The sequence below is a fragment of the Streptacidiphilus melanogenes genome (assembly GCF_000787835.1).
Taxonomy (GTDB): domain Bacteria; phylum Actinomycetota; class Actinomycetes; order Streptomycetales; family Streptomycetaceae; genus Streptacidiphilus; species Streptacidiphilus melanogenes.
Genome location: NZ_BBPP01000006.1, coordinates 167723 through 191509 on the forward strand (window position 1 = coordinate 167723; position 23787 = coordinate 191509).

Consider the following 23787-nt stretch of genomic DNA (forward strand, 5'->3'; position numbering starts at 1 on the left):
GGGGGGGCTTTCCCCACCGCCACGCCTGAACGCGGCCCCCCGCCTGCGGGCGGTCGCGCGCGCCTGGCGGCACGGAAGCCGCCCTCGGACACTGACAGCCACAGCGGCGCAGGTTCGCTCCCGCCCCGAGCCCATCCCCCGCAGGCGGAGACCGCGCAGCGCGAGGACCGCGAAGCGGCCCAAGCCGGACGCCAGGGCCAGGGCCGGACGCGGGGCCGAAGCCGGCCCGGACAGAAGCCGGGTTCGAGGCCGAGGCCGGTCGCCCGGACCGAGGCTGGGCCCAGGCCGAGGCCAGGAGCCCAGGCTTAGGCCAGGATGCGAGGCCAATGCCGAACGCCAAGGACGGCGCAGCCTGGGGCCCAAGCGGGCTCCCCGCCCCAGGCCGCGGGCAGAAGCCCCGGATCAGGCCAGCACGCGAGGCCAATGCCGAACGCCAAGGACGGCGCCGCAGCCCGAGGCCGAGCCGGCCACGCGGCCCGAAGCCGCGGGCGCGGGGGGCTGGGGCGGGGCCTTGCGGGCGGGATTCGGCTCGTAGGGGTGTCGGGTGGGGGCTGACGGTGGGCCACCTCGGGTTCCGCCCGGGCGGGGTGGGTGACGGGCGGGGCGCAACTTCCCGGTGCTCGGCGTGTGATCCGCGCGGCCTAGACTCTGCGCCGGACGTAGCCATGAAGACTCGACGGGGGACCCGCTATGCAGCCGCTCGAAGCTGACGATCCTGCAACCATCGGCCCGTACAGACTCGTCGCGCGGCTCGGGGCCGGCGGGATGGGGCGGGTGTACCTCGCGCGGAGCGCGGGCGGAAGGACCGTCGCGGTGAAGGTGGTCCGCGCGGACCTCGCCGACAACCCCGACTTCCGCGACCGCTTCCGGCGCGAGGTCGCCGCCGCGCAGAGCGTCGACGGCGCGTACACCGCGCCGGTCGTGGACGCGGACCGGGACTCCGCGACGCCGTGGCTGGCCACTGCCTACGTCCTCGGGCCGTCCCTCACCGAGGCCGTCGCGAGCTACGGGCCGATGCCCGAGCACACCGTGCGCGCCCTCGGCGCCGTCCTCGCGGAGGCGCTGCGCGCGATCCACGGCGCGGGGCTGATCCACCGTGACCTGAAGCCGTCGAACGTGCTGCTGGCGGCCGACGGGCCGCGCGTCATCGACTTCGGCATCGCCCGGGCGCTGGACGGCGCGGGCGTCGCGCTGACCAGCACCGGTGTCGTCGTGGGCTCTCCCGGATTCATGTCGCCCGAGCAGGCCTCGGGCAAGAAGGTCGGGCCGGAGGGCGACGTCTTCTCACTCGGGTCGGTCCTGGCGTTCGCCGCGACGGGACACGGTCCGTTCGGACAGGAGTCCGCGGCGTCGCTGCTGTACCGCGTCGTGCACGAGCCCGCGGAGCTGGACCTGGTGCCGGAGTCGCTGCGCGAGGCCATCAGCGCCTGCCTGGCGAAGGACCCCGCGGCGCGACCGACGCCCGCGCAGCTGGTGCGGATGCTGGCCCCCGACGGCGCGGCCGCGCTGCTGCAGGGTGGCTGGCTGCCCGCGCAGGTCGCCTCGGGCATCGCCCAGCACGCGGCCCGCGTCATGGAGTTGGAGACACCGGCACCGGTCGCGCCGCCCGTCGACCCGCGGACGGGCGCGACACAGGACCACGGGACGGTGGTCCTCGGCAGCGGGAACGGGACCGCGGGGGACGGCACGGTCGTTCTCGGGACCAGTACGGCGGGCATCGGAGCAGCGGGTACCGGAGCGACCCCGCCGCCCGGTCCGAACGCCGCACCCACGCCCGTGCCGTCCACGCCGTCGCCCGTCTCGCCGTCGCGGCGCAAGGTGCTCTACGGCGCGGTCGGCGCGGTGGCCGTGGTGGCGGCCGGGGGCGGGGTCGCGCTCGCCATGTCCGGTAAGAAGCCCTCCCCCAAGCGCACGCACACCGGCTCCGACGCCGCCTCCGGCACTCCTACGGCGCAGCCCACGCGGCCGCCGGGCGTCGCGCCCACCCCGATCTGGACGTACCAGGCCAACCAGAAGGTCGACTCGCCGCCGGTGGTGCTCGGGAACCGCCTGCTGGTCGCCGACGAGAGCCTGGTGGCGCTGGACGCGCGGTCGGGGGCCAAGCAGTGGACCGGTCCGGCACTGCCGGACCTCTTCCAGCAGTCGCCGTTCGGCCTCGGCGGCGGGTTCGTGGTGACGTTGCCGAGCAACGCCACGGAGACGATCGTCGGCCTGGACCCGAGCAGCGGCGGCCAGAAGTGGGCCGTCCGTGCCCCCGCGCAGTACAGCCTGCACCAGCTGCTGGGCATCAACGACCAGGCCGCCTTCATCGTCGCCGAGAAGTACCCGGTGGACGGCAAGGGCAACGTGGTCGTCACCGACAACCCGGAGCAGCTGGTCGTCGCGATCGACGTGCACCAGCGCAAGCTGCTGTGGGAGCAGCGGCGCAACGTGAAGCCCGGTGACGGGCAGAACGTGCTGGGTTTCGCGACCGCGAAGTACCTGGTCTACACGAACGACAACAACAACGTGGTGGTGCGCGACACCACGACCGGCACCCAGTTGTGGTCGCAGGACTACGGGCTGCCCAACTTCCCTGATCCGTCGATGCCGCTGCTGGGCGGGGACACGCTCTACCTCTCCGGCACGCAGCTGGTCGGGTACGGGCTGGCCAAGGGCGAGAAGCGGATGTCCGCCCCCAAGCAGGGAAACCTCGGCTACAACTCCCCGGGCTTCAAGGACGGCGTCGTCTACTGCACCCTGGGTCTCGGCGAGATGCTCGCGCTGGACGCCCACAGCGGCAGCCAGCTGTGGTCCTCCCAGGTCCAGCTGAGCCTCAACTCCAGCCCGCTGGTGGTCGTCCAGGACACCGTCTTCTGCACGGTCGCGACGGCGTCGGGCGGCGACGCGATCGCCGCCTTCGACCGGACCAACGGCCACCTGCTGTGGACCTTCACCGACGGCGGCAGCCAGGACGCCGGTTGGTGGTGCGCGACGGACGGCACCCTTCTCTACACCGCCCACGACAACCACGTGTACGCGCTGCCGGCCCGCTGACCGGCACCACCCGGGGCTCCCGGGGCTCCCGCCGAAGCCCCTACGGGAGCCTGAGCGCGGCGAGCTGCTGCTCGAACGGCACGACGTCCGCGAAGGCGTCGGGACGCCGGAGCCGCGCGGGCTGCTGGAGCAGGACGGCCACCAGCTCGTCGGCCGCGCGGTCGATGTGCAGGCGCAAGCCGTTCTGCTCCGCCGAGGCCCAGTCCTCCGACGCCGCGAAGACGGCGGAGGGGACGACGGCGGCGCGCAGGTAGGCGAAGAGCGGACGCAGCGCGTGGTCCAGCGCGAGCGAGTGGCGGGCGGTGCCGCCGGTCGCGCCGAGGAGGGCGGGCTTGCCGGCGAGCGCGCCCTGCTCCAGCACGTCGAAGAAGGACTTGAACAGGCCGCTGTAGGAGGCGGAGAAGATCGGCGAGACCGCGATCACCGCGTCGGCGCCGGTCACGGTGTCGATCGCGTGCGGCAGCGGCTCGCCGGGGAAGCCGGTCACGAGGTTGTCCGCGATGGGGTGGGCGAGTTCGCGCAGCTCGACGTGCTCGATCCGGACCTCACGGCCTGCCCGAGTGAGCCGGTCCGCGACCGCCTCGGCGAGGCGGTCCGCCAGCAGCCGGGTCGACGACGGCTGGCTCAGGCCCGCCGAGACCACGGCCAACGTGATGGCTTCCACGACGTTCTCCTCTTCTTCTTGATGACGCTTCAGGACTGGGCCGGCTCCGCCTGCGCGGTCACCTCGGCGGCGGACAGCAGCGAGGCGTGGGTGGGCGCGTCCGGCACGTCGGCGGGCCGGTTCTTCGCGAACTCGTGGCGCAGCACCGGGACGACCTCCTCGCCGAGCAGGTCGATCTGTTCCAGCACCGTCTTCAGCGGCAGTCCGGCGTGGTCGACCAGGAACAGCTGGCGCTGGTAGTCGCCCGCGTAGTCGCGGAAGCTCAGCGTCTTCTCGATGACCTGCTCGGGCGTGCCGACGGTCAGCGGGGTCTGCGCGGTGAACTCCTCCAGCGACGGGCCGTGCCCGTAGACGGGCGCGTTGTCGAAGTAGGGCCGGAACTCGCGCACCGCGTCCTTCGAGTTGCGGCGCATGAACACCTGACCGCCGAGGCCGACGATCGCCTGCTCCGGGGTGCCGTGGCCGTAGTGGGCGTAGCGGGTGCGGTAGAGATCGATCATCCGCTCGGTGTGGTCCTTGGGCCAGAAGATGTTGTTGTGGAAGAAGCCGTCGCCGTAGTACGCCGCCTGCTCGGCGATCTCCGGGGAGCGGATCGAGCCGTGCCACACGAAGGGCGGCACGCCGTCGAGCGGGCGCGGCGTCGAGGTGAAGGACTGGAGCGGCGTGCGGAACCGGCCCTCCCAGTCGACGACGTCCTCGCGCCAGAGGCGGCGCAGCAGCGCGTAGTTCTCGACGGCCAGCGAGATGCCGTCGCGGATGTCCTTGCCGAACCAGGGGTAGACCGGCCCGGTGTTGCCGCGGCCCAGCATGACGTCCACGCGCCCGTCGGCGAGGTGCTGCAGCATCGCGAAGTCCTCGGCGATCTTCACCGGGTCGTTCGTCGTGATCAGGGTGGTCGAGGTGGAGAGGATGATCCGCTCGGTCCGCGCCGCGATCCAGCCCAGCATGGTCGTCGGGGAGGACGGCACGAAGGGCGGGTTGTGGTGCTCGCCGGTGGCGAAGACGTCGAGGCCGACCTCCTCGGCCTTCTCGGCGATGGCCACCATGGCCTTGATCCGCTCGCGCTCGCTCGGGGTGCGACCGGTGGTGGGGTCGGGGGTGACGTCACCGACCGTCAAGATCCCGAACTGCATCGTGCTCACCTCTCGTGGCTTGGCCGCATAGTTGTTGAAAATTCAATCATGCTCCACAACATCTCGCCACTCGCCCCCATTCCCGAGGGTGTGACAGCGATACTGTTGAGCCCACTGGGCTTGGTGGGCGGGGCGGGAGGCACGGTTGGCGGACGAGGCGTGGTTGACGGTTGACGAGTTGGCGGCGCGGGCCGGAATCACGGTCCGCACGCTGCGCTTCTACGCCGCGAAGGGTCTGCTCCCGCCGCCGGAGCTGGGTCCGCGCCGGGTCGGCCGCTACGGCCCCGAGCACCTCGGCCGACTGGAGCTGATCGAGGAGCTGCAGCGCCAGGGGCTGACGCTGGCCGCGATCGAGCGCTACCTCACCCAGCTGCCGGACGACATCGGCTCCCTGGACCTGGCCGTGCACCGCGCGCTAGTCGCCTCCTGGCAGCCGGAGACCGCCGAACGGATCACCCGCGAGCAGCTGGAACGCCGGGCGGGCCGACCACTCAGCGACGAGGACCTCAACCGCCTCGCGGCCATGGGCGCGATCCTCCCGCAACCTTCCGCCGGGGCCGGAGCCGCGGCGGGCGAGGACGCCTGCCCCGCGGCCGCGGACGATTCCTTCCCCGTCGACCCCGGGCTGCTCCCGCTCGGCGTGCGGATCCTGGACGTGCCGATCCCGCTGGAGACCCTGGTGGCCGCCCGCGCCGTGGTCCGCCTCCACAGCCGCGCCACCGCGCACGACCTGCACCGCCTCTTCCGCGACACGGTCTGGCGCCCGTTCCGTGCCTCCCATCCGGACGCCGAGGGGCTGGAACGGATGAAGGAACTGACCGCCCACATCGAGCCCCTGGCGGTCCAGGCCCTGGTCACCGCCTTCCAGCGCTCCCTCGCCGAGGAACTCTCCGCCCCGGCGGACTGAGGGACGCCGACAGCGGCCCGGTCGGTGTCAGTGGCGGCCGCTAACGTCAGGACTGTGAACTCGGGGGACGACGGGATCCACTACCTGCGCGGCGACGCGACGGCGCCGCAGGGCAGGGGACCCAAGGTGATCGCACACGTCTGCAACGACCTGGGCGGCTGGGGCAAGGGCTTCGTGGTGGCCCTCTCCCGGCGCTGGCCCGAGCCGGAGGCGGCGTACCGGAGGTGGCACCGGGAGCGGGCGCGGAACGGCTTCGGGCTGGGCGCCGTCCAGCTCGTACCGGTCGGTCGGGCCGAGTCGCGGCTCTGGGTCGCCAACATGGTCGGCCAGCGCGGCATCCGCACCGGCAGCAAGGGCGTGCCCGTGCGCTACGAGGCGATCGAGCAGGCGCTCGCCGCGCTCGCCCCGAAGGCGCTGGAGCTGGGCGCGTCCGTGCACATGCCGCGGATCGGCTGCGGTCTCGCCGGCGGTCGGTGGGAGCGGGTCGAGCCGCTGGTGCGGCATGCCCTCGTGGAGCAGGGCGTGGCGGTCACGGTCTACGACCACGACTGAGCCGGGCCGCCCCCGGGGCGACCTGCCAGGGCGCTGCGAGGTGCGGGGCTACGAGGTGCGGAGCTACGAGGTGCGGAGCTACGAGGTGCCCGTCTCGTGCCAGTGGACGAGGGCGCGGACGACCGCGCTCAGGCGGCCGTTCATCCAGGCGGTGGCGAGGGTGCCCGCGACGAAGCGCTCGGCGCGGAGGACGGAGGTCGCCGTGCGGACGGCGTCGGCCGGGGTGAGGGTGCCGTCCGTGGCGATGAGCGGGTAGCTGAAGGCGTTCCAGTCGTAGGCCGGTCGCACCGCGCCGACGGCGTCGAGCGAGGTGGCCACCGCGCCCACGCGGGGGCCGTACACCCAGTGCCTGTCGTCCCAGCGCGCGTCGGCGTCCTGCACCGTCCAGCCGGAGGCGAACTCGCTGAGGCGGCCCCAGGCGTCGGACGCGCCGTCGAGGCCGGCGAGCAGCTCCGCGTCCGTCGGATCGCCTTCGCCGCCGTCGCCGGCCGGCAGTGGCGCCTGCACGTCGGGGTGGAGCAGACGGCGCATGCGCTCGTACTTCGCCGTCAGGCGGGAGCGCTTCGCCGCGTCGGGCAGGAGGGCGAGCCGCCGCGCGGCGGAGTTGCTCGCCAGGTCGGCGTCCTTGACGGTGACGGCGCCCGGCGTGGCCAGGATGCGGGCGGTGTAGTCGCCGAGGGCCTCGCCCTCGCGTCGGGTGAGCGCGAGAACGATGTCCTTCGTGCGCTGCGGAAGCGCGGCCTCGGCCAGCCACTCCGCCGTCAGCACGCCGTCCTCGACGGCGTCGTGCAGCCAGGCCGCCGCGACCTGCGCCTCGTCACCGCCGTGCCGGGCGGTGCCGGCGGCGACCTCCGCCAGGTGCCCGACGTAGGGGCGGCCCGCCTTGTCGACCTGCTCCGCGTGCGCGGTGCGGGCGATCTCCTCGACCTCGGCGAGGGACAGCGGCGGCGGTGCGGAATCCTCGGCCTCCGGCGTGCGCTGCGGCATCTGGTCCGGCCCCTTCCCGGTTCGGTGATCCCCTACCCGTCCAGTGTGGCGCGACGCCCGCGGGAACCGGCCGGAGACACGGTGGCGGCGCCCAGTCCTCTCGCCCTGCTCAGGACGGATGCAGGCGCCTCGGGGCGGTACCGGCCCGGAGATGCCACCACCGTGGGCGTGGGCGTGCGCGAGGCGGACCTGGCTCGGCGGCTCGGCGGCTCGGCGGCTCCGCCGCTCGCCGGCCCTGCACCCCGGTGGCACGGCCTCTCGGCGGCCCGCGATCACTCGGCTCAGGTGTGGGCGAGGAGTTCGTCGGCGATCCGCAGCAGGGTGTCCCGGCCCTCGACCTGGGCCCGCCAGTCGGTGGGGAGCGAGGCCGTGCCGTAGGCCGCGCCGAGGAGGTTGCCGCAGACGGCGCCCGTGGAGTCGCTGTCGCCGGAGTGGGTGACGGACAGGGTCAGTGCCCGCCGGGGGCCGACCGCGGCGGCGGCGAGCAGCGCGTACACGCCGATCGCCAGGCACTCCTCCGCGATCCAGCCGAGGCCGACCCGCTCCACGGTCTCGAAGCCGGGCTGCTCCTCCGACGCCAGTCGGACGGCCCGTTCCAGCGCGGCCACCGTCTCCGCCGCGCCGGCGAAGGCCGCCGTCTGGGTGATCGTCGCGGCGACCGCCGTCCGCGGTTCGACGCCCGCGACCAACCGCTCGACGAGCGCGGCGAAGGCGCCCGCCGCGAGGTAGCCCGTGGGATGTCCGTGCGTCAGCTGCGCACAGTCCGAAGCGAGTTGGAAAGCCCGGTCGGCGCCCAGGCCGAGCAGGCCGAAGGGTGCGGAGCGCATCACCGTGCCGCAGCCCTTGGAGTCGGGATTCACCGGGCCGCGCTCGCCTGCCGGGACGGGGACGGACGTGGGCGGCTCGGCGTGTGCCTCCAGTCCGGACAGGCACGCGTTGCCCGGGGCGCGGGAGGCGTAGAGCCAGGCCTCGGCGAGCAGGCCGGTCGCGTCCGGCTTCGGCGCGGCCTCGCACTGCGTGCGCAGCCAGCGCCGGTAGGCGGCGTGAACGGCGGGCAGGACCGACTCCGGCGTCGGCCGGTCGGCCAGGAGCAGGCCCTCGGCGGTGAAGAGGGTCATCTGCGTGTCGTCGGTGACCTCGGCGAGAGCGCCGCGGGGGCTCCACAGGGAGCCCACCCCCTCCGTGCCGTGGCGTTCGAGGATTCTCTCCAGGCGCTGGAACTCCACCGGCCAGCCCAGCGCGTCGCCCAGCGCGCCGCCGAGCAGGCAGCCGCGGACCCGCTCGGCACGGTCCCCGCCCTGGGCGACCGGTGCGCTACCCGTCCCTGACGATCCCGTCGAACCCTTCGAACCCTTCGATTCCGTCGTCATGGCGTTCCCCCGTCGTCCCCGTGGCGAGCACCTCGCCGGCCTCGGTGCGACGGTAGACCACACGGCGTCCGACGCGCGCCCCCAGCACGAGTTCGGCTTCGCGCAGGACCGCGAGGTGGCCGCCGACCGTGCCCAGCGAGAGACCCAGCTCCGCCGCGAGCTCGCTGCTCGTCGCGGGGCGCGCCAACGAACGCAGGATCGCGGCGCGGCCGACGCCGAGGAGCCGTCCCAGCGCGCGGTCGCGCCGGTCCCGGTCGTCCGCCGGGGCGGAGGGCTCGGCCCCCGGGCCGCGCGCCGGGTAGACCATCGCGTAGGGGCGGTCGGGCGCCTCGCAGAGCCAGGAGCCGCCTCCGACGCCGGTGTAGGGGACGAACAGCATGCCGTCGGCGCCGACGACGCGGTCGGGGCCGGGCCGGTCGCTGAACCGGATGGCGTCGGCGCCGATCCAGGCGGTCCGGCGGGCCATCCGTTCCAGCGCGTGCGGCCAGCCGTAGGCGGCCAGCAGACCGGCGCGGTAGGTGACGTCGCGTTCCAGCAGCCTCCGGCGGCGGGGCCAGTCCTCGGCGAGGTGGGCGTCCCAGGTCCGGCGGAAGAGCTCGGCGGTGCGGGCGGCGAAGTCGCGACCGGTGAGCCAGGAGGCGACGTCGTGCTCCTCCCAGCTCGCCGCGACCGCGAGCCGGACGCTCTCGACGACGGCCGCGTCCGGGACTGCGCGCATCCGCGCCAGCTCGTCCTCGAGGCGGGTGCGCATGCCGTCGGTCGGCGGCAGGCAGACCTGGTCGGGCAGGTACTTCGTCGAGCCGACGAGCCGGACCAGGCCGTCGGCGAAGGGGTCGGCGGCGAGGGCCGCGCGCAGTGCGGCGTGGTGGCGGGCGTGCCAGGGGGCGAGCCACGGATCGACGCACGGGCGCGACAGCGCCATCAGCGCGCCCAGCGTCTCGGCGGCGGGCGAGAGCGCGAACCGCGAGCGTGACAGCGCGAGCGAGTCCAGGCGCAACAGCACCACGTGCGCTGCCCTCCTCTCGCTCCCGCGCACCCTCGCGCCCTCGTCGTTCCGCTTCGCCCCGCTCCGCAGCCCGCCTTCGCCCATCGGCGAGCGCTCGGACTTCGGCGGAACTTTCGGCCGTAGGCGAAAGATTAGTGCCGCCCCGGCGAGGCGGGCAGGGTGTGGCCGGTGCTCACTCCACCCACCTCGGCCTCCCCGCTGCGTCGGGCGGGCTTCCGCTGGTTCTTCGCCGGACAGACCGTCTCCCTCCTCGGCAGCTCGATGGCGCCGGTGGCGCTGGCCTTCGCCGTGCTCGACGCTTCGGGCCACGCCGGCGACCTCGGCATCGTGCTGGCCGCGCGGATGCTGCCGCTGCTCGGCTTCCTGCTGATCGGCGGCGCGGTCGCCGACCGGTTGCCGCGACGGGCCGTGCTGGTCGTGTCCAACCTCGGCGCGGCACTGACCCAGGGCGCGGTCGCCGCGCTGTTGCTGACCGGCCACTACACGCTGGGCACGATCGCGGGCCTGGAGCTGCTCGGCGGGCTGCTCTCGGCGTTCACGACACCGGCGCTGCGCGGCCTGGTCCCGGAGCTCGTCCCGCCCGACCAGATCCAGCGCGCGAACGCGCTGCTCGGGACGGTCCGCAACGGCAGCAGGGTGCTCGGCCCGAGCGTGTCCGGCGTCCTCGTCGTGGCGACGGGCGGCGGCGCGGCGATCGCGCTGGATGCGCTGAGCTACCTCCTCGCCGCCGGCTGCCTGTGGCGTCTCCCGTCGAGTCCGCCGGGTCTGCTCGGTCCGCCGGGTCCGCCGGGGCCCGGAGGAGGGCCGGTAGCCGCTCCGGACCCGGCCGGAACCGCACGGCGGCACCTCGTGCGCGACCTGCGCGAGGGCTGGGCCGCGTTCCGCGGCACGGCCTGGCTCTGGCCGGTGACGCTCGCCTTCTGCGGGGTGAACCTGGTGCAGACCGGCACCTGGCAGATCCTCGGACCGGAGCTCACCGCACGGGCGGGCTCGGCCGCGACGTGGGGCCTGCTGCTGAGCGTGCGCGGCGCGGGCATGCTGCTGATGAGCAGCATTCTCTACCGGCTGCACGTGAAACGGCTCCTGGCGTTCAGCCAACTGATGAGCGTGCTGCTCGGGTTGCCGCTGGTGGCGCTCGGGGTGCGGCTGCCGCTGCCGTGGCTGCTCGCCACCGCGTTCGTCGCCGGGCTGGGTTCGGCCGTCGCGTCGATCGGCTGGGACACCTCGCTGCAGGAGCACGTGCCGCAGCGTCTGCTGTCCCGGGTCGCCGCGTACGACGACCTCTTCTCCTACATCGCGATCCCCGTCGGCCAGTTGTCGGTGGGACCGGCCTCCGCCGCGTTCGGGCCCCACACGGCGACGGCGGTCTCAGGCCTGGCGTCCATGGCGTTCGCGCTGCTCCCGCTCACCCTCCGGTCGGTCCGCCGGCTGCCGCACGCCGGCCCCGAGCGTCCGACGCCGGAGCAGACCCCCGCAGTCGGGGCAGCCGCGGAACACGCCGCGGCCGCCCTCCCGGAGGCGGATCCCGCCACGGGCGAACCCACCGCGCCGGGATCGCCCTGACGTCCGCGCAGGGCGGCCCGCCGGGATCCGGCGCGGGTCGGCATCCGGCGCGGGTGGGTCACTGCTGGTCGCCGGTGGTGCCGGAGACGACCGGGTGGATCTGGAGGGTGCAGGCGGTGGGCTGGATCGAGGCGATGCGGGTGGAGGTCTTGGTGCCGGGCGGGGTGACCAGGACGCTGGTGTAGGTCGGGCAGGAGGTGGCGTTGCCCTCGGGCACGTCGGTCCACTCCAGCAGGGCGGAGGCCCGGCCGTGGGCGGGGACGGTGATGGTGGAGGGCGCGGTCGCGCCCTGGGCCAGGCCGCCGGTGAAGCCGCGCAGGGTGCGGGTGGCCTGGACGGCCTGCTTGCCGTTGGCGTCGAGCCCGGCGACCCCGGCGTAGCCGTAGAGGGTGCAGGACGTGCCGCTGATGTTGGTGAAGAGGAGGGGCACCTCCAGGTGGCCGGTGGCAGCGCCGCCCTGGCCGACGCCGACGGTGACCTGCGAGCCGGTGCAAGCCGCGAGACCGCCACCCGTCGAGCCGCCGGAGCCGCCCGTGCTGCCCCCGCTGGTGCCGGTGCCGCCGGTGGTGGCGCCGCCCGCGGTCCCGCCCGTGGCGGATCCGGCCGTCGAACCGGTCGACCCGCCGGTCCCGGTGGAACCCGTCGCGCCGGTCGAGCCGTTCGCGCCGGCTGAGACGGAGGTGGTGGGCGCGCCCGCCGAGCCCGTGGAGCCGGCTCCGCTGCTGCAGGCGGAGAGCGTGAGACAGAGGGCCGAGGCCGCGAGTATGCCGAATGCGGAGATGCTCTTCATGCCCGGATGGACGGTTCCCGTCCCGCCCCGGGTTGCGGCGCCCACGTCACAGCCACGTTCCGGCCGCGCCACCGAATCGTTGCGCGAACCGTGGCACGATCGGTCCCGCGACGCCTCCCGCACGGGCCTCACGACAGCACCCGGCGACGGAAGTTGCGCAGGCCGACGCCGAGGAAGAGCGCCAGGAAGGCGATCAGCACCGGGTAGACGACCACGAGCGGCATGTGGGCCGCGTTCGTCAGGCCGGCGCGCATGCCCTCGGCGATGTAGATGAGCGGGTTGACCAGGACCAGCACCTGGAGCCAGTGGAAGCCGTCGACGCTCACCGCGCCCAGCCGGGTCCACTGGTAGTAGGTCCCGCCCAGGAAGACCAGGGGCAGCACCACGAAGCCGAACATCAGGCCGATGTTGCGTGGTTCGAAGGTGGTTCCGAGCACCAGCCCGAGGGAGGTCATCGCCACGCAGGCCAGCGGGATCAGGGTGACCACGATCCACCAGTGCACGGTCAGGTGCGCGTGCACGCCGGGCGCGTGGACGACCGCGGCGATCGGGAAGACGATGAGCGCGGAGATCAGCGCCTGCGTCGCGCCCGACAGCACGCGGGCGACCGCGACGAGCCAGATCGGACACGGCGCCTGCACCCGGTCCTCGATCTCGCGGGTGTAGCCGAACTCCTGCGAGAGCTGGATGGCCACCGACTGAATGCCCTGGAACATGATCGAGATCGCCACCACGCCCGGCACCAGCACGGTGGCGAAGTCCGACTCCCCGGCCCGGCCGCCCGCTCCGCCGACGCCCTGGCCGATCGTCGGGAAGACGTAGAGGAAGACGAAGACGAGCAGCAGCGGCTGCATCAGCGTGCGGCCGACGAACTCCCAGAAGTTCTTGCGCAGCACGGTCAGGTCGCGTCGGATCAGCGCCCGCAGCGCGGCCCGGCTCGCCGCACCGCTCGAACGCGGGGGCTGGATCACCGCGACCGACGGGCCGTCGCCCGCGCTGGTCACCGCAAAGGTGTCGGTGCTCATCAGTCCCGCAGCTCCTTGCCGGTGAGTCGGATGAAGACGGTCTCCAGGGTCGTCTCGGCCACGGACAGGTCAGCGATGTCGAAGCCGCCGGACTCGGCGGCCGCGAGCACCCGCGGCAGCAGCCGGTCACCGCCGTTGACCTGCAGCTCCACCCGGCCGTCGGCGACCCGGGTGCGCACCACGCCGGGCACGGTGCGCGCCAGCAGCGCCGCCAGGGCGTCGCCCCGCCCGTCGGCTGTCGTCGCCGTGCCCGCCGCGGCCTCGGGGCCCGTTCCGGCGAGCTGGACCGTCACCTGGGCGTCGGCCTCGATGCCGCGCTTGAGCGCCGTCGGGGTGTCCAGGGCCAGGATCCGGCCGTGGTCGATGATGGCGACGCGGTCGCAGAGGCGGTCCGCCTCCTCCATGTTGTGGGTGGTGAGCAGGATCGTCTGCCGCTCGGCCACCAGCTCGGCCAGCACCTCCCACAGGGCGAGCCGGCTCTGCGGGTCGAGTCCGGCCGTCGGCTCGTCCAGGAAGAGCACCGCGGGCCGGTGCAGGATCGCCCTGGCGACCATGAGCCGCTGGGCCATCCCGCCCGAGAGCACGAAGACCGGGTCGTCCGCGTGGCCGGCCAGACGGAAGCGTTCGAGCAGCGCGTCCGCCGCGGACCGGGCGCGCCGGGACGTCATGCCGAACAGCAGGCCGTGGAAGTAGAGGTTCTCCCGCACGGTCAGCGACCGGTCCAGGGTGTTCTGCTGCGTCACCACCGCGATCAGCTGCTTGACCAGTGTCGGCCGGGCGACGACGTCGATCCCGCCGATCAGCGCCCGGCCGCCGGTCGGGACGACGCGGGTGGTGAGCATGCCGACGGTGGTGGTCTTCCCCGCGCCGTTCGGGCCGAGCAGTCCGAAGAGCTCGCCCCGGCCCACCGCCAGATCCAGCCCGTCCACGGCGGGGACGGACGAGCGCGGGTAGACCTTGGTCAGCCCCTCCGTCCAGATCACCGTCTCGGTCTCGGTCACCCTCTCGGTCCCGGTCGCTGTCTCGGCCTCGGTCGCCGTCTCGGTCGCGGTTTCGCGGCGCTGCGATGCGGTCATGCCCTCACATCCTGAGCGGAAGCGCGCCCTCGCCCTCCAGAATGCTCCCTCCGGTCCGGCGCGGCACGACCGTGGCACCACCCGGGGGAAAGCGAGAGGCGGCCCACCCGTGACGGGTGGGCCGCCGAACCGGCGGAACGCACGGACCGGGCTATCCGCCCGCGGCCGGGGCGCGGGTGGTCTGGCGCACCATGCCCAGGGCGGCGAGCCCGAGCAGGCAGCACACGGCGCCGATCAACACGTTGTTCCAGATGATCCCCGCCGTCGCCGTGTGGCCCACGGTCACCACCCACGGCGAGATGATCATCCAGACCCCGATCACGGCGACGACGCCGCTCATCCGGTACATCCGCTCCGGCGCGAGGGCCAGGGCCATCCCGATCACGGCCAGGGTGATGCCCAGGAGCAGGTTGTTGGTCCGAAGGTTGGGGTTGGTGAAGTTGAAGTGCACCACCCAGGGCGAGATCGCGGTGTAGAGGCCGGTGAGCAGCACCAGGCCGTCCAACGCGGTCGCGCCTCGCGCCGACTCGATGCGCGCGTAGCGCTCGCGCATCTCCGCGAGATCCGGGTGTCCCGCCATGTCCGATTGGCGGTGGAAGAGATCAGCCACGGTTTTCGCCTTCTTCGAAAACTCGAACCGGGCTCCGGGACGGACCCCGGAGTCCCTTATGCTCCTTTTATCCTCCTTCGACCCACCAAGGTCAACGCCCACCGGCGACCCGTTTCAGTCCTCGAAACGCCACCGCGTCGCGCCGTAGGGCTCCTCGGTCGCGACGCCGAAGACGGTGCGGACCCGCATCCGGTACAGATGCCACGGCGGAGGACCGGCGCTGGGCGCATTGAACGGCGCGGTGAAGCCGTCACCCTCGACCTCGGCGGGCCACCCCGCCCCTGCGTAGACCGCCGCGATCAGCTCCAGGGTCTCCGGGTCGGTCACGCGCGCGGCCTCGCCCTCGGCCACGACGTCGATCCCGCCGAGCCGCACCGAGAAGGTGCACATCGGGTTCCGCGCGAGGTTGCGCGCCTTGCGCGCCCCGGGACCGCTGGTGAAGTACAGCCCCTCGTCGCGCCAGACCGCGCCGACGCCGGCCGCGCTGGGCCGGCCGTCCGGACGCACCGTCCCCAGGAAGGACGTGACGGCGGGGCTGGGCATGGCGGCGATGAGCGCGTCCTGTGCCCGGCTCCAGGCCAGGGGCGGATTGCCGTAGCGGTCGAGGTTGGCCACCTCGACGGGTTCCCTGCCGGCCATCGTCGATCACCTCTCCGGGAGACATGGCGGCCCCTGACGACGGGCCGCCCCGAGTCGCCTCCCACCCTCCCACCGTGGTCCGGCCACGCCCCCGCGCCATCCGCGGCCCGTCACGACATCACCCGCCCGGCCGTCAGGCGGACTCGGAGGCGAGCATGCGCCGACGCAGGCTGAGGGGGCGCATGTCCGTCCAGACCTGGTCGATGTGGTCGAGGCAGGACTGGCGCGGGCCCTTGGTGCCCTCCGCGTGCCAGCCGGCGGGCAGCTCGCGGTCGGCGCGCCAGATGGAGTACTGCTCCTCGTCGTTGTGGACGACGAGGTACTCGGGTTCCTGAACGGTGGTCATGCGCTGGGCTCCTCCCCGGTCGGGTCGATGAACGGTCGCCGCGGCGACGGGCCCAGCGTGCCCGGGAACGGGCGGGCGCGGACAGGGGCGAACACGCGGCCGGCGTCGCGGTCGTGACTGCCGGTTCTTCTCTGTCGCCGGGGTGCGCGGCGACGGCAGGGTGCTTGAAGGCCGGATCCGGCCGCGGCGGACCAACCGCGGCGGGCCGGGTGGACCGGCCGCCCCGACCCTCACCGCACCCATGGAAGGAGTCCCGCCATGCCGTCGGACGACCCCGAGAACGTGCTGCTGCCCGGTGGGAGGTGGCGGCTGTGGGAGCACTTCGCGCTGCGCGGCCCCGGCTTCCCCGCCGAGGGCGTGCTACGGATGGCCCCGGCCGGACTGGCCGAGGCGGCGGACAAGTTCGGCCCCGGGGACGCCCTGACCGGCCCCGACTGGGACGAGTTCACCACCGCCGTCGACGTGGCCGCGGTCGAGACGGCCCGCCGGCTGCAGACCATCGCCGCCACACCGCGCTTCCGCGCCGCCGTGGCCTGGCAGAACCCGGCCGTGCTGCGCACCGGAATCGCCCCGTTCCTGAACTGGACCCCGACCGCCGCGAGCCGCACCAGCATGCCGCGCCAGCGCGAGGAACTGGTCGCGCACTACTGGCAGCGCTTCTGCGTCAAGAACGACACCATCGGCTTCTTCGGCCCGGTCGGCTGGGGGCGCTGGGACCTCTCCACCCGCGGGATCGAGGTCGCGCCCGGCGCGCCCGGTCAGGGGTTCCTAGCCGCCTCCCGCGTGTACTTCGCCAGTTGGGGCATCGACGCGCTGGCGAAGTCGCTGGGCGAGGACCCGGAGCTGATGGCCTGGATGCCGCCCTACCGGATCTCCTTCGTCCGCGTCGTGGACAGCACGGTCCGGGTGCCCGGCCGCCCGCCGCAGCAGATCCCCGAGCTGGACCGGGATGTGCTGGAGCTCTGCGACGGCACCCGCACCGCCGCGGTGATCGCCGGGTCGCTTGGCGAGAGCCCGGAGGCGGTGCTCGACGCGGTGCGCCGACTGGCCCGCAAGCGCTGGGTGCGCTGGCAGGTGGACGTCCCCGCGAGCACCTACCCCGAGCAGGCGCTGCGCGCCGTGCTGGAGCGGGTCGGCGACGCCGGTCCGCGGGAGCGGGCGCTGGCCAAGCTGGACGTGCTGGAGCGCGGCCGCGACGCCGTGCAGGCCGCCGGCATGGACGCGGACGCGCTGACGGCCGCCGTGGCGGCGCTGGAGGAGGACTTCGCCGAGCTGACCGCGACCGCGGCGCAGCGCGCCAAGGGCGAACGGACCGCGCCCTGCCGCGGCCTGGTCTACAGCGACTCACGCCGCGCTGCGACGGCGACGCTGGGCACCGCGCTGCTGGACGAACTCGCCCCGCTGGAGCTGTGCCTGACGGCGGCCCGGTGGATGACCAACCGCTTCGCCGAGGTGATGGAGGGCCGCCTCCGCGAGGCCTGGCAGCGGCTGCGGGCCTGGCAGCGGCTGCGCGAGCCCGACGGCCGCCGGACGGTCGACCTCGGCTCCCTGTGGCTGGAGTGCCTGCCCTCGCCGCACCCGATGTCCAAGGCCGACATCACCGCCATACAGGCGGAACTGCGCGCCAAGTGGGCCCGCATCCTGGAGATTCCGGAGGGCGTGCGCCGGGTGCGGCTGAGCTCGGCGGAGCTGGCCGAGCGGGTGGCGGAGGAGTTCGGCGAGCCGGGCGCCGGCTGGTCGCTGGCCCGCTACTTCAGCCCGGACCTCCTGGTGCTGGCCGAGAACGCCGAGGCGGTGGCGCGCGGCGAGTTCGAGCTGGTGCTCGGCGAGATGCACTGCGCGCTCAACACGATGGGCGCCTCGCTCTTCGTCCACCAGCACCCCGACCGCGACGAGCTGATCGCGGAGACCTCGCGGGACTTCGCGGGCCCGCGCCTGCTGCCGATGCTGGCCAAGGAGCTGCCGATCAAGTGGTCGGCGCGCAGCCGCCCGTCGCTGGACCGTCCCGAGGACCACGTGGTGGCGCTGGTCGACCAGACCGGCGACCCCTACCGGCCGCACACGGCGCTCAGCGCCGACGTGGAGGTCGCCGAGGGCGAGGACGGCCGCCTGCAGGTCGTGCTGCCGGACGGCACGCGCTTCCCGCTGCTGGACGCGTACGCCAACACCCTGACCCAGAAGGTGATGGACCGGTTCACGATCCACCCGGAGGGCGACCACACGCCCCGGATCACCGTGGACAAGGTCGTGGTGGCCCGCGAGACCTGGCAGATCCCCGTCACCGAGCTGGCCTTCGCCGAGGAGAAGACCGAGGCCGGACGCTACGTCAGGGCCCGGCACTGGCAGCGTGAGCGCGAGCTGCCGCGCTTCGTCTTCGTCGTCTCGCCGGCCGAGCCGCGGCCCTTCTACGTCGACTTCGACAGCCCCGTCTACCTCACCATCCTGGCGAAGGCGGCACGCCGGCTGGCCCGCAAGGACCCGGACGCCCGGCTGAAGGTCAGCGAGATGCTGCCCACACCGGAGCAGGCCTGGCTGACCGACGACGAGGGCCTGGCCTACACCAGCGAGCTGCGCTTCGTGGCCGTGGACCAGACGGCCCCTGGCGTTCGGGACGGCGCGTCGTGATGCGCACCTTCGTCGACGAGATCGCGGCGCACGCCGCCGCGGACCCGGGCCGGGTGGCGCTGACCACGTCGGACGCGGACACGACCTACGGCGAGCTCGCCGACCGGATCGACGCCGCCGCACGCCTGCTGCGTGCGGCGGGGGCCGGGCCGGAACGCGTCTGCGCGGTGGCCGTGGAGCGCGGCCCGGACGCGGTGGTGGCCATGGCCGCCGTGCTGCGCGCCGGGGCGGCGTTCCTCACGCTGGATGTCGAGCAGCCGCCGGCGCGGCTGGCCGCGCTGGTCCGCAGCGGCGGCGCGGAGCTGCTGCTGGCGGCCGAGCCCGAGCTGGTCGCCCGGCTGGGGCTGCCGATCCCCGGACCGACGGTGCTGCTTCCCCGGGAGGCGAGCACGCCGCCGCGGCCGTCCGGGCCGTCGGAGATACCTGGACCGTCGGCGACCGCCGCAGGCCCGGGTCACGCCGACCCGGCTGAGCCCTGCGCTCCGCCGGGGGCGAGCCTGCCGGCGCAGCCGCCCGCGCCGATCCGGTCGGGCACGTCGCAGGCGGCGTCCGGGCCATCGGTCGCCGCGCCGCGCCGGGCGCACACCGACCCTGCGGTGCCCTTCGCGGACGCCGAGGCCGCCGTGCGGGTCGAGCCGAGCGGGCTGGCGTATGTCAGCCACACCTCGGGGACCACCGGTGAGCCGAGCGCCGTGCTCGTCGAACACGGCGGCTTGGACAACTACCTCCGGTTCGTCGTGCGCGACTACGGGCTGGGCCCTGACACCGTGGCCCTCCAGGTCGCGCCGCTGGGCTACGACGCCTCCATCCGGGACACGTTCGCGCCGCTGCTGGCCGGCGGGCGGCTGGTGCTGCTGCCGCGCGGCGACGTGCTGCGGCCGGAGTCCTTCGGTGCGGCGGTGCGGCGGCACGGCGTCAACACGCTGCTGAGCGTGACCCCGTCGTTCCTCTCGCACCTCGCCGGACGCCCGGACGCCACCGAACTGCTCGACGGCGTCGGGCTGGTGGTCTCCAGCGGTGAGTCGCTGCGTCCGTATCTGACGGCCGGTGGGCGGGCGTTGGTCCGCGGTCGGCTGGTCAACCAGTACGGGCCGACCGAGTGCACGATGACCTCCACCCGCTACGCCGTGCCCGCCGAGCCGGCGACGGAGGCCGACATCGTCGGCACCCCGCTCGACGGCGTCGTGGTGCGGCTCCTGGACGAGTCCCTCGTGCCGGTCCGCCACGGCCGGACGGGCGAGGTGTACATCGGCGGTGCGGGCGTCGCCCGCGGCTACCGCGACCGGCCCGGCCGCACCGCCGAGCGTTTCGTACCGGACCCGCTGGGCCCACCCGGGGCGCGGCTGTACCGGACCGGCGATCTGGCCCGGCTCGGTCCCGAGGGACTGTCCTACCTCGGGCGCGGCGACCGGCAGATCAAGATCCGCGGCTACCGGGTGGACCCGGCCGAGATCGAGGGCGCGCTGCTGTCCCATGACGCCGTCACGGGGGCGGTCGTCATCTCGGACACGGACGCGCAGGGCCGGGTCTTCCTGGTGGCGCACGTCACCGGCGAGTTGGACGGCACGTCCGACCCGGCGCTGCGGCTCCACCTGGCTCGGACACTGCCGCCGCACCTGATGCCGCGCCGCTTCGTGCGGCTGACCACGCTGCCCACCACGCGCGGCGGCAAGACCGACCGCACCGCGCTCGCGCAGACGGGAGCGGCCCGATGACCGCCGACACCCTGCTCGCCCTGCCCCGGCCCGGACTGCTGCCCAGGCCCGGACTCGTCGACCCCGTCGAGGTGGAGCACGCGGCCGTCCGGCTCGTCGACCGCGCCCGCCGCACCCCCCTGCTGCCGTTCCTGCCGGGCCTGCGGCTGAAGGCCGAACACCTCCAGCACAGCGGCTCGTTCAAGCTGCGCGGCGCGACCAACGCGGTGCTGGCACTCGGCGCACGGACCGTCGTCACGGGCTCCTCGGGCAACCACGGCATCGCTCTGGCCCGGCTCGCCCAGGACCTCGGCGTCGAGCTCACGGTCGTGATGGCCGCGGGCGCCAACCCGGACAAGGCCGCCCTGATCCGGGCGCTCGGCGCGCGGACCCTCCCGGTGGCCGGCGGAGTCGCGGAACGCGAAGAACGGGCACGGGAGTTGGCCGTACAGACGGGCGCGGTGCTGATCCCCTCCTCCGACCACCCGCTGGTCGTCGCCGGGCAGGGCACCGTGGGCCGGGAGATCCTGGCCGACGCGCCCGGGGTGGAGACCGTCTACGTGCCGGCGGGCGGCGGCGGGCTGCTGGCCGGGGTCTGCCTCGCGGCGTGGAACCGCCCCGTGCGGGTGGTCGGCGTGGAGCCCGCCACCACACCCCGCTACGCCCGCTCGCTCGCCGCCGGACAGCCGCTGCGGCTGCCGCCCAGCGACACCGTCGCGGACGGACTGCGCGGCCAGCAGCCGGGCGTGGTCACCTACCCGATCGTCCGCGACCGCGTCGACGCCGTCGTCGAGGTCACCGACGCGGAGATCCTCGCCGCGGTCGCCCTGCTCGCCGCCCACGGCGTCGAGGCGGAGCCCAGCGGGGCGGTCGCCGTCGCGGGAGCGCTGCGGCACCGCGGCGCGGAGCACGCCGTCGCCGTCGTCTCCGGCGGCAACACACCCGCGGCGCTGCGGGCGGCGGCCGCCCGCGCCACGCGGCTCGCACCCGTCCTGCCCGCGTGACCGCCCCGCGTCACGCTCTCTCTCGCTCGTCCCAACTCGTCCAAGGAGCAGTAGCCATGACCGTCACCACCGCCTCCGCCACCAGCATCGTCGACCTGGTCGTCTCCGTCTACCAGGACGCCCTCGGAGTCTCCGGCCTGGACCAGGACAGCGACTTCTTCGAGAACGGCGGGGACTCGCTCACCGCCTTCCAGATCACCAGCCGGCTCCAGGAGGCGCTGGGCGCCGAGATCCCCGTCGCGCTGGTCTTCGCCTACCCGTGCCCGGGCGAGCTGGCGGAGGTCGTCGAAGCAGACCTCGTTCAGGCCTGACCGGACGGCGGAAGGGAGGAGGAGACCCGAGGTGACCGAGATCCGTCTGCCCGGCGGCCGCTGGCGGCTGTGGGAGCAGTTCGCCCTGCGCGGCCCGGGGTTCCCGGCCGAGGGGGTGCTGCGCCTGGCGCCCGCCGGCCTGGCCGAGGCGGCCGACAAGTTCGGCCCCACGGACGCCCTGACCGGCCCCGACTGGGACGCCTTCGCCGAGGGGTTCGACGAGGCCGCCGTCGCGACCGCGCACACGCTGCAGGACATCGCGCGCACCCCCGCCTTCCGCGAGGCCGTGGCGTGGCAGAACCGGCCCGTGCTCGACTCCGGCATCAAGCCGTTCCTCAACTGGACCCCGACCGCCGCCGGACGCACCAGCATGCCGCGTCAGCGCGAGGAGCTGGTCGCGCACTACTGGCAGCGCTTCTGCGTCAAGAACGACACCATCGGCTTCTTCGGGCCCGTCGGCTGGGGCCGGTTCGATCCCGAGGCCGGTGCGGGCGTCCGCGTCGACCCGGGCGAGGGTCTGGTCGCCGCGACCGAACTGTACTTCGCCGGTTGGGCGGTGGACGCGCTCGCCGCGAGCCTCGCCGCCGACCCGGCCGCGGGGGAGTGGACGGCGCCCAGGCGGGTGCCCTTCGTCCGCCCCGACGGCGACCGGGTGATCGTGCCGGGCCGCCCGCCGCAGCAGGCGGGCGCCGAGCTGACGGCCGTACTGGCCCGCTGCGACGGCGTCCGCACGGCCCGCCGGCTCGCCGAGGAGCTGCCCGGGCTGGACGTCCCGGCGCTGCTGGACCAACTCGTGCGCCGCCGTTGGGCGGTATGGCGCCTGGAGGTCCCGGCCGCCACCCGGCCCGAACAATGGCTGCGCGCCTGGCTCGACACCGTCGGCGACGTCGGGCTGCGCGAACGCGGACTGCACGGGCTCGCGTTGCTGGAACGCGGACGCGAACGGGTGCGCGCCGCGCAGGGAGCGGACCAGGTCGTGGCCGCGATGTCCCTGCTGGAGCGGGAGTTCGTCGAGCTGACCGAGACCGCCGCGGTGCGGGAGAAGTCGGCCGGAACGGCGCCCTGCCGGGCGCTGGTCTACTCCGACTGCCGTCGCGCCGCGACGGCCCGGATCGGCGGCGAGGTCGCCGGGGTGCTGGCCGCCTCGCTGGAGCCGCTGTTCACGGCGGCCGGGTGGCTCACCGCCCGGCTGGCGGCGGAGGTGATGGAGGCGGCCAACGGCGTGCACGCGAGGCTCGCCGCGCAGGGGCCGGTGGACCTGGCGTCGTTCTGGTTCGCCTGCATGCCGATCCTGCACGGCGACGCCCGCGAGGCGGCGCAGCGGCTCCAACAGCAGTTCCAGGAGCACTGGCGGGCGATCCTTGGCCCCGAGCCCGGGGCGCGCCGGGTCGACCGCGGGCTGACGGAGGTCGCGGCAGCCGTCGCGGAGCGGTTCGCCGTCGAGGACGGGCCGGGCTGGACCGCCGCGCGCTACCTGAGCCCGGACGTGATGATCGCGGCCGGGGGCGCGGAGGCGATCGAGCGCGGCGAGTTCCAGCTCGTCCTCGGCGAGCTGCACCTGGCCTCCAACACGCTCGGCGCGTCGCTCTTCGTCCACCAGCACGCCAATCCCGCCGAGCTGTCGGCGCTGACCGACCGGGACCACCCCGGGCCGCGGCTCACTCCGCTGCTCCCCAAGGAGCACCGCTCGCGGCTCTCCGCTCGGGTCAAGTACGCGCTGCGGCGGCCCGAGGACTACCAGGTCGCCCTGGTCGACCAGACCGGCGACCCGGCCGATCCGCGCACCCTGCTGAGCGCCGACGTGGCCGTGGTGGAACGGGACGGCACCCTCCGGGTCGTCCTGCCGGACGGGGTCGAGTTCCCGGCCGTCGACGTCTTCGCCCACGTGCTCACCACGCTGGCGATGGACCTGTTCCAGATCCTGCCCGAGGCGGAGCACACCCCGCGCGTCACCGTCGACCGGTTGGTCGTCGCCCGCGAGACGTGGCGCCTGCGCGCGTCGGACCTCGGCTTCCCCGAGGAGAAGGACGAACGCCGGCGCTTCGTCCGCGCCCGCCGGTGGCGCGAGCAGCAGGGCCTCCCCCGCTTCGTCTTCGTCGTCTCACCGACCGAGTCCCGCCCCTTCTACGTGGACTTCGACAGCCCCGTGTACGTCACCGTCCTGGCCAAGGCGATGCGACGCCTGGCCCGCAAGGACCCTGACGGGCGGGTGGTGATCAGCGAGATGCTGCCCACCCCCGAGCAGACCTGGCTGCCGGACGACACGGGCCGGACCTACACCAGCGAACTCCGCTTTGTCGCGGTGGACGAGCGGCAGGTCGACGGAGGTGAGGCCTAACGGTTACGGCTGACGCGGTGTTTCCTGCAGCGGTCAGTTGCAGGGCTTCCAGGGGCGCGGGGGACTGCGCGACAAGCCACCGGCGTGCGGATGGTCCCGCTGTAGCAGGGC

General features: G+C 74.2%; 20 protein-coding genes and 1 pseudogene. 9 read left to right on the top strand and 12 right to left on the bottom strand.

Features of this window, described 5'->3' with window-relative positions; all coding sequences use genetic code 11:
* Nucleotides 1-690 precede the first annotated feature (690 nt).
* On the top strand, nt 691-3036 hold the full coding sequence (locus tag TR49_RS39795) for a serine/threonine-protein kinase (protein WP_084724724.1): 2346 nt from the start codon (nt 691-693) through the stop codon (nt 3034-3036).
* Nucleotides 3037-3076: 40 nt separating this feature from the next.
* Here the strand turns inward: TR49_RS39795 and TR49_RS09480 are convergent, their stop codons facing one another.
* Nucleotides 3077-3700 carry an FMN reductase gene (locus tag TR49_RS09480; RefSeq protein WP_042379369.1) on the bottom strand — a complete coding sequence of 208 codons (624 nt, stop codon included), beginning with the start codon at nt 3698-3700 and terminating at the stop codon, nt 3077-3079.
* A gap of 29 nt (nt 3701-3729) precedes the next feature.
* Entirely contained in the window at nt 3730-4833 is a 1104-nt protein-coding gene (locus tag TR49_RS09485; RefSeq protein WP_042379372.1) for an LLM class flavin-dependent oxidoreductase, read from the bottom strand.
* A 145-nt stretch (nt 4834-4978) separates the two neighbouring features.
* Here TR49_RS09485 and TR49_RS09490 point away from each other — a divergent pair, with 145 nt between their 5' ends.
* Nucleotides 4979-5740, top strand: a complete 762-nt coding sequence (locus TR49_RS09490; RefSeq protein WP_042379374.1) for a MerR family transcriptional regulator — start codon at nt 4979-4981, stop codon at nt 5738-5740.
* A gap of 54 nt (nt 5741-5794) precedes the next feature.
* On the top strand, nt 5795-6292 hold the full coding sequence (locus TR49_RS09495; protein WP_042379375.1) for a macro domain-containing protein: 498 nt from the start codon (nt 5795-5797) through the stop codon (nt 6290-6292).
* A gap of 78 nt (nt 6293-6370) precedes the next feature.
* On the opposite strand, the gene TR49_RS46650 is transcribed toward TR49_RS09495, so the two are convergent.
* The 4 genes and pseudogenes from TR49_RS46650 to TR49_RS09510 form a co-directional block, all read right to left on the bottom strand.
* Complete coding sequence (locus TR49_RS46650) at nt 6371-6823, bottom strand: DUF6508 domain-containing protein (protein ID WP_369405303.1); 453 nt, start codon at nt 6821-6823, stop codon at nt 6371-6373.
* Nucleotides 6809-7279 (bottom strand): annotated as a pseudogene (locus TR49_RS42580) (HD domain-containing protein); the annotation flags it as partial. The gene TR49_RS46650 and the pseudogene TR49_RS42580, both read right to left, overlap by 15 nt.
* Before the next feature lie 281 nt (nt 7280-7560).
* Nucleotides 7561-8649: an ADP-ribosylglycohydrolase family protein gene (locus TR49_RS09505; RefSeq protein ID WP_052434146.1), complete on the bottom strand. Its 1089-nt coding sequence runs from the start codon at nt 8647-8649 to the stop codon at nt 7561-7563.
* The gene (locus TR49_RS09510) at nt 8594-9655 is read right to left on the bottom strand and encodes a helix-turn-helix domain-containing protein (protein ID WP_063770061.1); all 1062 of its coding nucleotides are present in this window, start codon (nt 9653-9655) and stop codon (nt 8594-8596) included. The genes TR49_RS09505 and TR49_RS09510 overlap by 56 nt, the downstream gene beginning before the upstream one ends.
* Nucleotides 9656-9823: 168 nt before the next feature.
* Between TR49_RS09510 and TR49_RS09515 the strand changes: the two genes are divergently transcribed.
* Entirely contained in the window at nt 9824-11218 is a 1395-nt protein-coding gene (locus TR49_RS09515; RefSeq protein ID WP_236653285.1) for an MFS transporter, read from the top strand.
* Between the two features lie 58 nt (nt 11219-11276).
* Here the strand turns inward: TR49_RS09515 and TR49_RS39800 are convergent, their stop codons facing one another.
* The 6 genes from TR49_RS39800 to TR49_RS09545 form a co-directional block, all read right to left on the bottom strand.
* Nucleotides 11277-12008: a DUF4232 domain-containing protein gene (locus tag TR49_RS39800; protein ID WP_052434147.1), complete on the bottom strand. Its 732-nt coding sequence runs from the start codon at nt 12006-12008 to the stop codon at nt 11277-11279.
* A 128-nt stretch (nt 12009-12136) separates the two neighbouring features.
* Nucleotides 12137-13033 (bottom strand): ABC transporter permease, encoded by an 897-nt coding sequence (locus TR49_RS09525; RefSeq protein ID WP_052434148.1) that lies wholly within the window; start codon nt 13031-13033, stop codon nt 12137-12139.
* Nucleotides 13033-14109, bottom strand: a complete 1077-nt coding sequence (locus TR49_RS09530) for an ABC transporter ATP-binding protein (protein WP_084724725.1) — start codon at nt 14107-14109, stop codon at nt 13033-13035. The genes TR49_RS09525 and TR49_RS09530 overlap by 1 nt, the downstream gene beginning before the upstream one ends.
* A gap of 151 nt (nt 14110-14260) precedes the next feature.
* Entirely contained in the window at nt 14261-14719 is a 459-nt protein-coding gene (locus TR49_RS09535) for an SPW repeat protein (RefSeq protein ID WP_174501559.1), read from the bottom strand.
* A 114-nt stretch (nt 14720-14833) separates the two neighbouring features.
* The gene (locus TR49_RS09540; RefSeq protein WP_042379381.1) at nt 14834-15358 is read right to left on the bottom strand and encodes a pyridoxamine 5'-phosphate oxidase family protein; all 525 of its coding nucleotides are present in this window, start codon (nt 15356-15358) and stop codon (nt 14834-14836) included.
* Between the two features lie 133 nt (nt 15359-15491).
* Nucleotides 15492-15704 carry an MbtH family protein gene (locus TR49_RS09545; RefSeq protein WP_042379383.1) on the bottom strand — a complete coding sequence of 71 codons (213 nt, stop codon included), beginning with the start codon at nt 15702-15704 and terminating at the stop codon, nt 15492-15494.
* 258 nt (nt 15705-15962) lie between these two features.
* On the opposite strand from TR49_RS09545, the gene TR49_RS09550 reads away from it, so the two are divergent.
* From TR49_RS09550 to TR49_RS09570, 5 genes are read left to right on the top strand one after another with little or no spacing between them, the layout of a single operon-like run.
* Nucleotides 15963-18329 (top strand): lantibiotic dehydratase, encoded by a 2367-nt coding sequence (locus TR49_RS09550; protein ID WP_042379385.1) that lies wholly within the window; start codon nt 15963-15965, stop codon nt 18327-18329.
* A complete protein-coding gene (locus TR49_RS41290) occupies nt 18329-20044 on the top strand; it encodes an amino acid adenylation domain-containing protein (RefSeq protein ID WP_042379388.1) in 1716 nt (571 codons plus the stop codon). Before TR49_RS09550 ends, TR49_RS41290 begins: the two co-directional genes overlap by 1 nt.
* Nucleotides 20041-21027, top strand: a complete 987-nt coding sequence (locus tag TR49_RS09560; protein WP_042379391.1) for a threonine ammonia-lyase — start codon at nt 20041-20043, stop codon at nt 21025-21027. Before TR49_RS41290 ends, TR49_RS09560 begins: the two co-directional genes overlap by 4 nt.
* Before the next feature lie 56 nt (nt 21028-21083).
* A complete protein-coding gene (locus TR49_RS09565) occupies nt 21084-21338 on the top strand; it encodes a phosphopantetheine-binding protein (RefSeq protein WP_042379392.1) in 255 nt (84 codons plus the stop codon).
* A 31-nt stretch (nt 21339-21369) separates the two neighbouring features.
* Nucleotides 21370-23676, top strand: a complete 2307-nt coding sequence (locus tag TR49_RS09570; RefSeq protein ID WP_042379394.1) for a lantibiotic dehydratase — start codon at nt 21370-21372, stop codon at nt 23674-23676.
* The last annotated feature ends 111 nt before the right edge of the window (nt 23677-23787 follow it).

Bases quoted from the DNA above. Each gene is read 5' to 3' on its own strand.
- TR49_RS09565 (WP_042379392.1), top strand. From the start codon at position 21,084: ATGACCGTCACCACCGCCTCCGCCACCAGCATCGTCGACCTGGTCGTC.
- TR49_RS09505 (WP_052434146.1), bottom strand. From the start codon at position 8,649: ATGACGACGGAATCGAAGGGTTCGAAGGGTTCGACGGGATCGTCAGGG.
- TR49_RS09485 (WP_042379372.1), bottom strand. From the start codon at position 4,833: ATGCAGTTCGGGATCTTGACGGTCGGTGACGTCACCCCCGACCCCACC.
- TR49_RS09525 (WP_052434148.1), bottom strand. From the start codon at position 13,033: ATGAGCACCGACACCTTTGCGGTGACCAGCGCGGGCGACGGCCCGTCG.
- TR49_RS09550 (WP_042379385.1), top strand. From the start codon at position 15,963: ATGCCGTCGGACGACCCCGAGAACGTGCTGCTGCCCGGTGGGAGGTGG.
- TR49_RS09530 (WP_084724725.1), bottom strand. From the start codon at position 14,109: ATGACCGCATCGCAGCGCCGCGAAACCGCGACCGAGACGGCGACCGAG.
- TR49_RS09540 (WP_042379381.1), bottom strand. From the start codon at position 15,358: ATGGCCGGCAGGGAACCCGTCGAGGTGGCCAACCTCGACCGCTACGGC.
- TR49_RS39795 (WP_084724724.1), top strand. From the start codon at position 691: ATGCAGCCGCTCGAAGCTGACGATCCTGCAACCATCGGCCCGTACAGA.
- TR49_RS46650 (WP_369405303.1), bottom strand. From the start codon at position 6,823: ATGCGCCGTCTGCTCCACCCCGACGTGCAGGCGCCACTGCCGGCCGGC.
- TR49_RS09560 (WP_042379391.1), top strand. From the start codon at position 20,041: ATGACCGCCGACACCCTGCTCGCCCTGCCCCGGCCCGGACTGCTGCCC.
- TR49_RS39800 (WP_052434147.1), bottom strand. From the start codon at position 12,008: ATGAAGAGCATCTCCGCATTCGGCATACTCGCGGCCTCGGCCCTCTGT.
- TR49_RS09545 (WP_042379383.1), bottom strand. From the start codon at position 15,704: ATGACCACCGTTCAGGAACCCGAGTACCTCGTCGTCCACAACGACGAG.
- TR49_RS41290 (WP_042379388.1), top strand. From the start codon at position 18,329: ATGCGCACCTTCGTCGACGAGATCGCGGCGCACGCCGCCGCGGACCCG.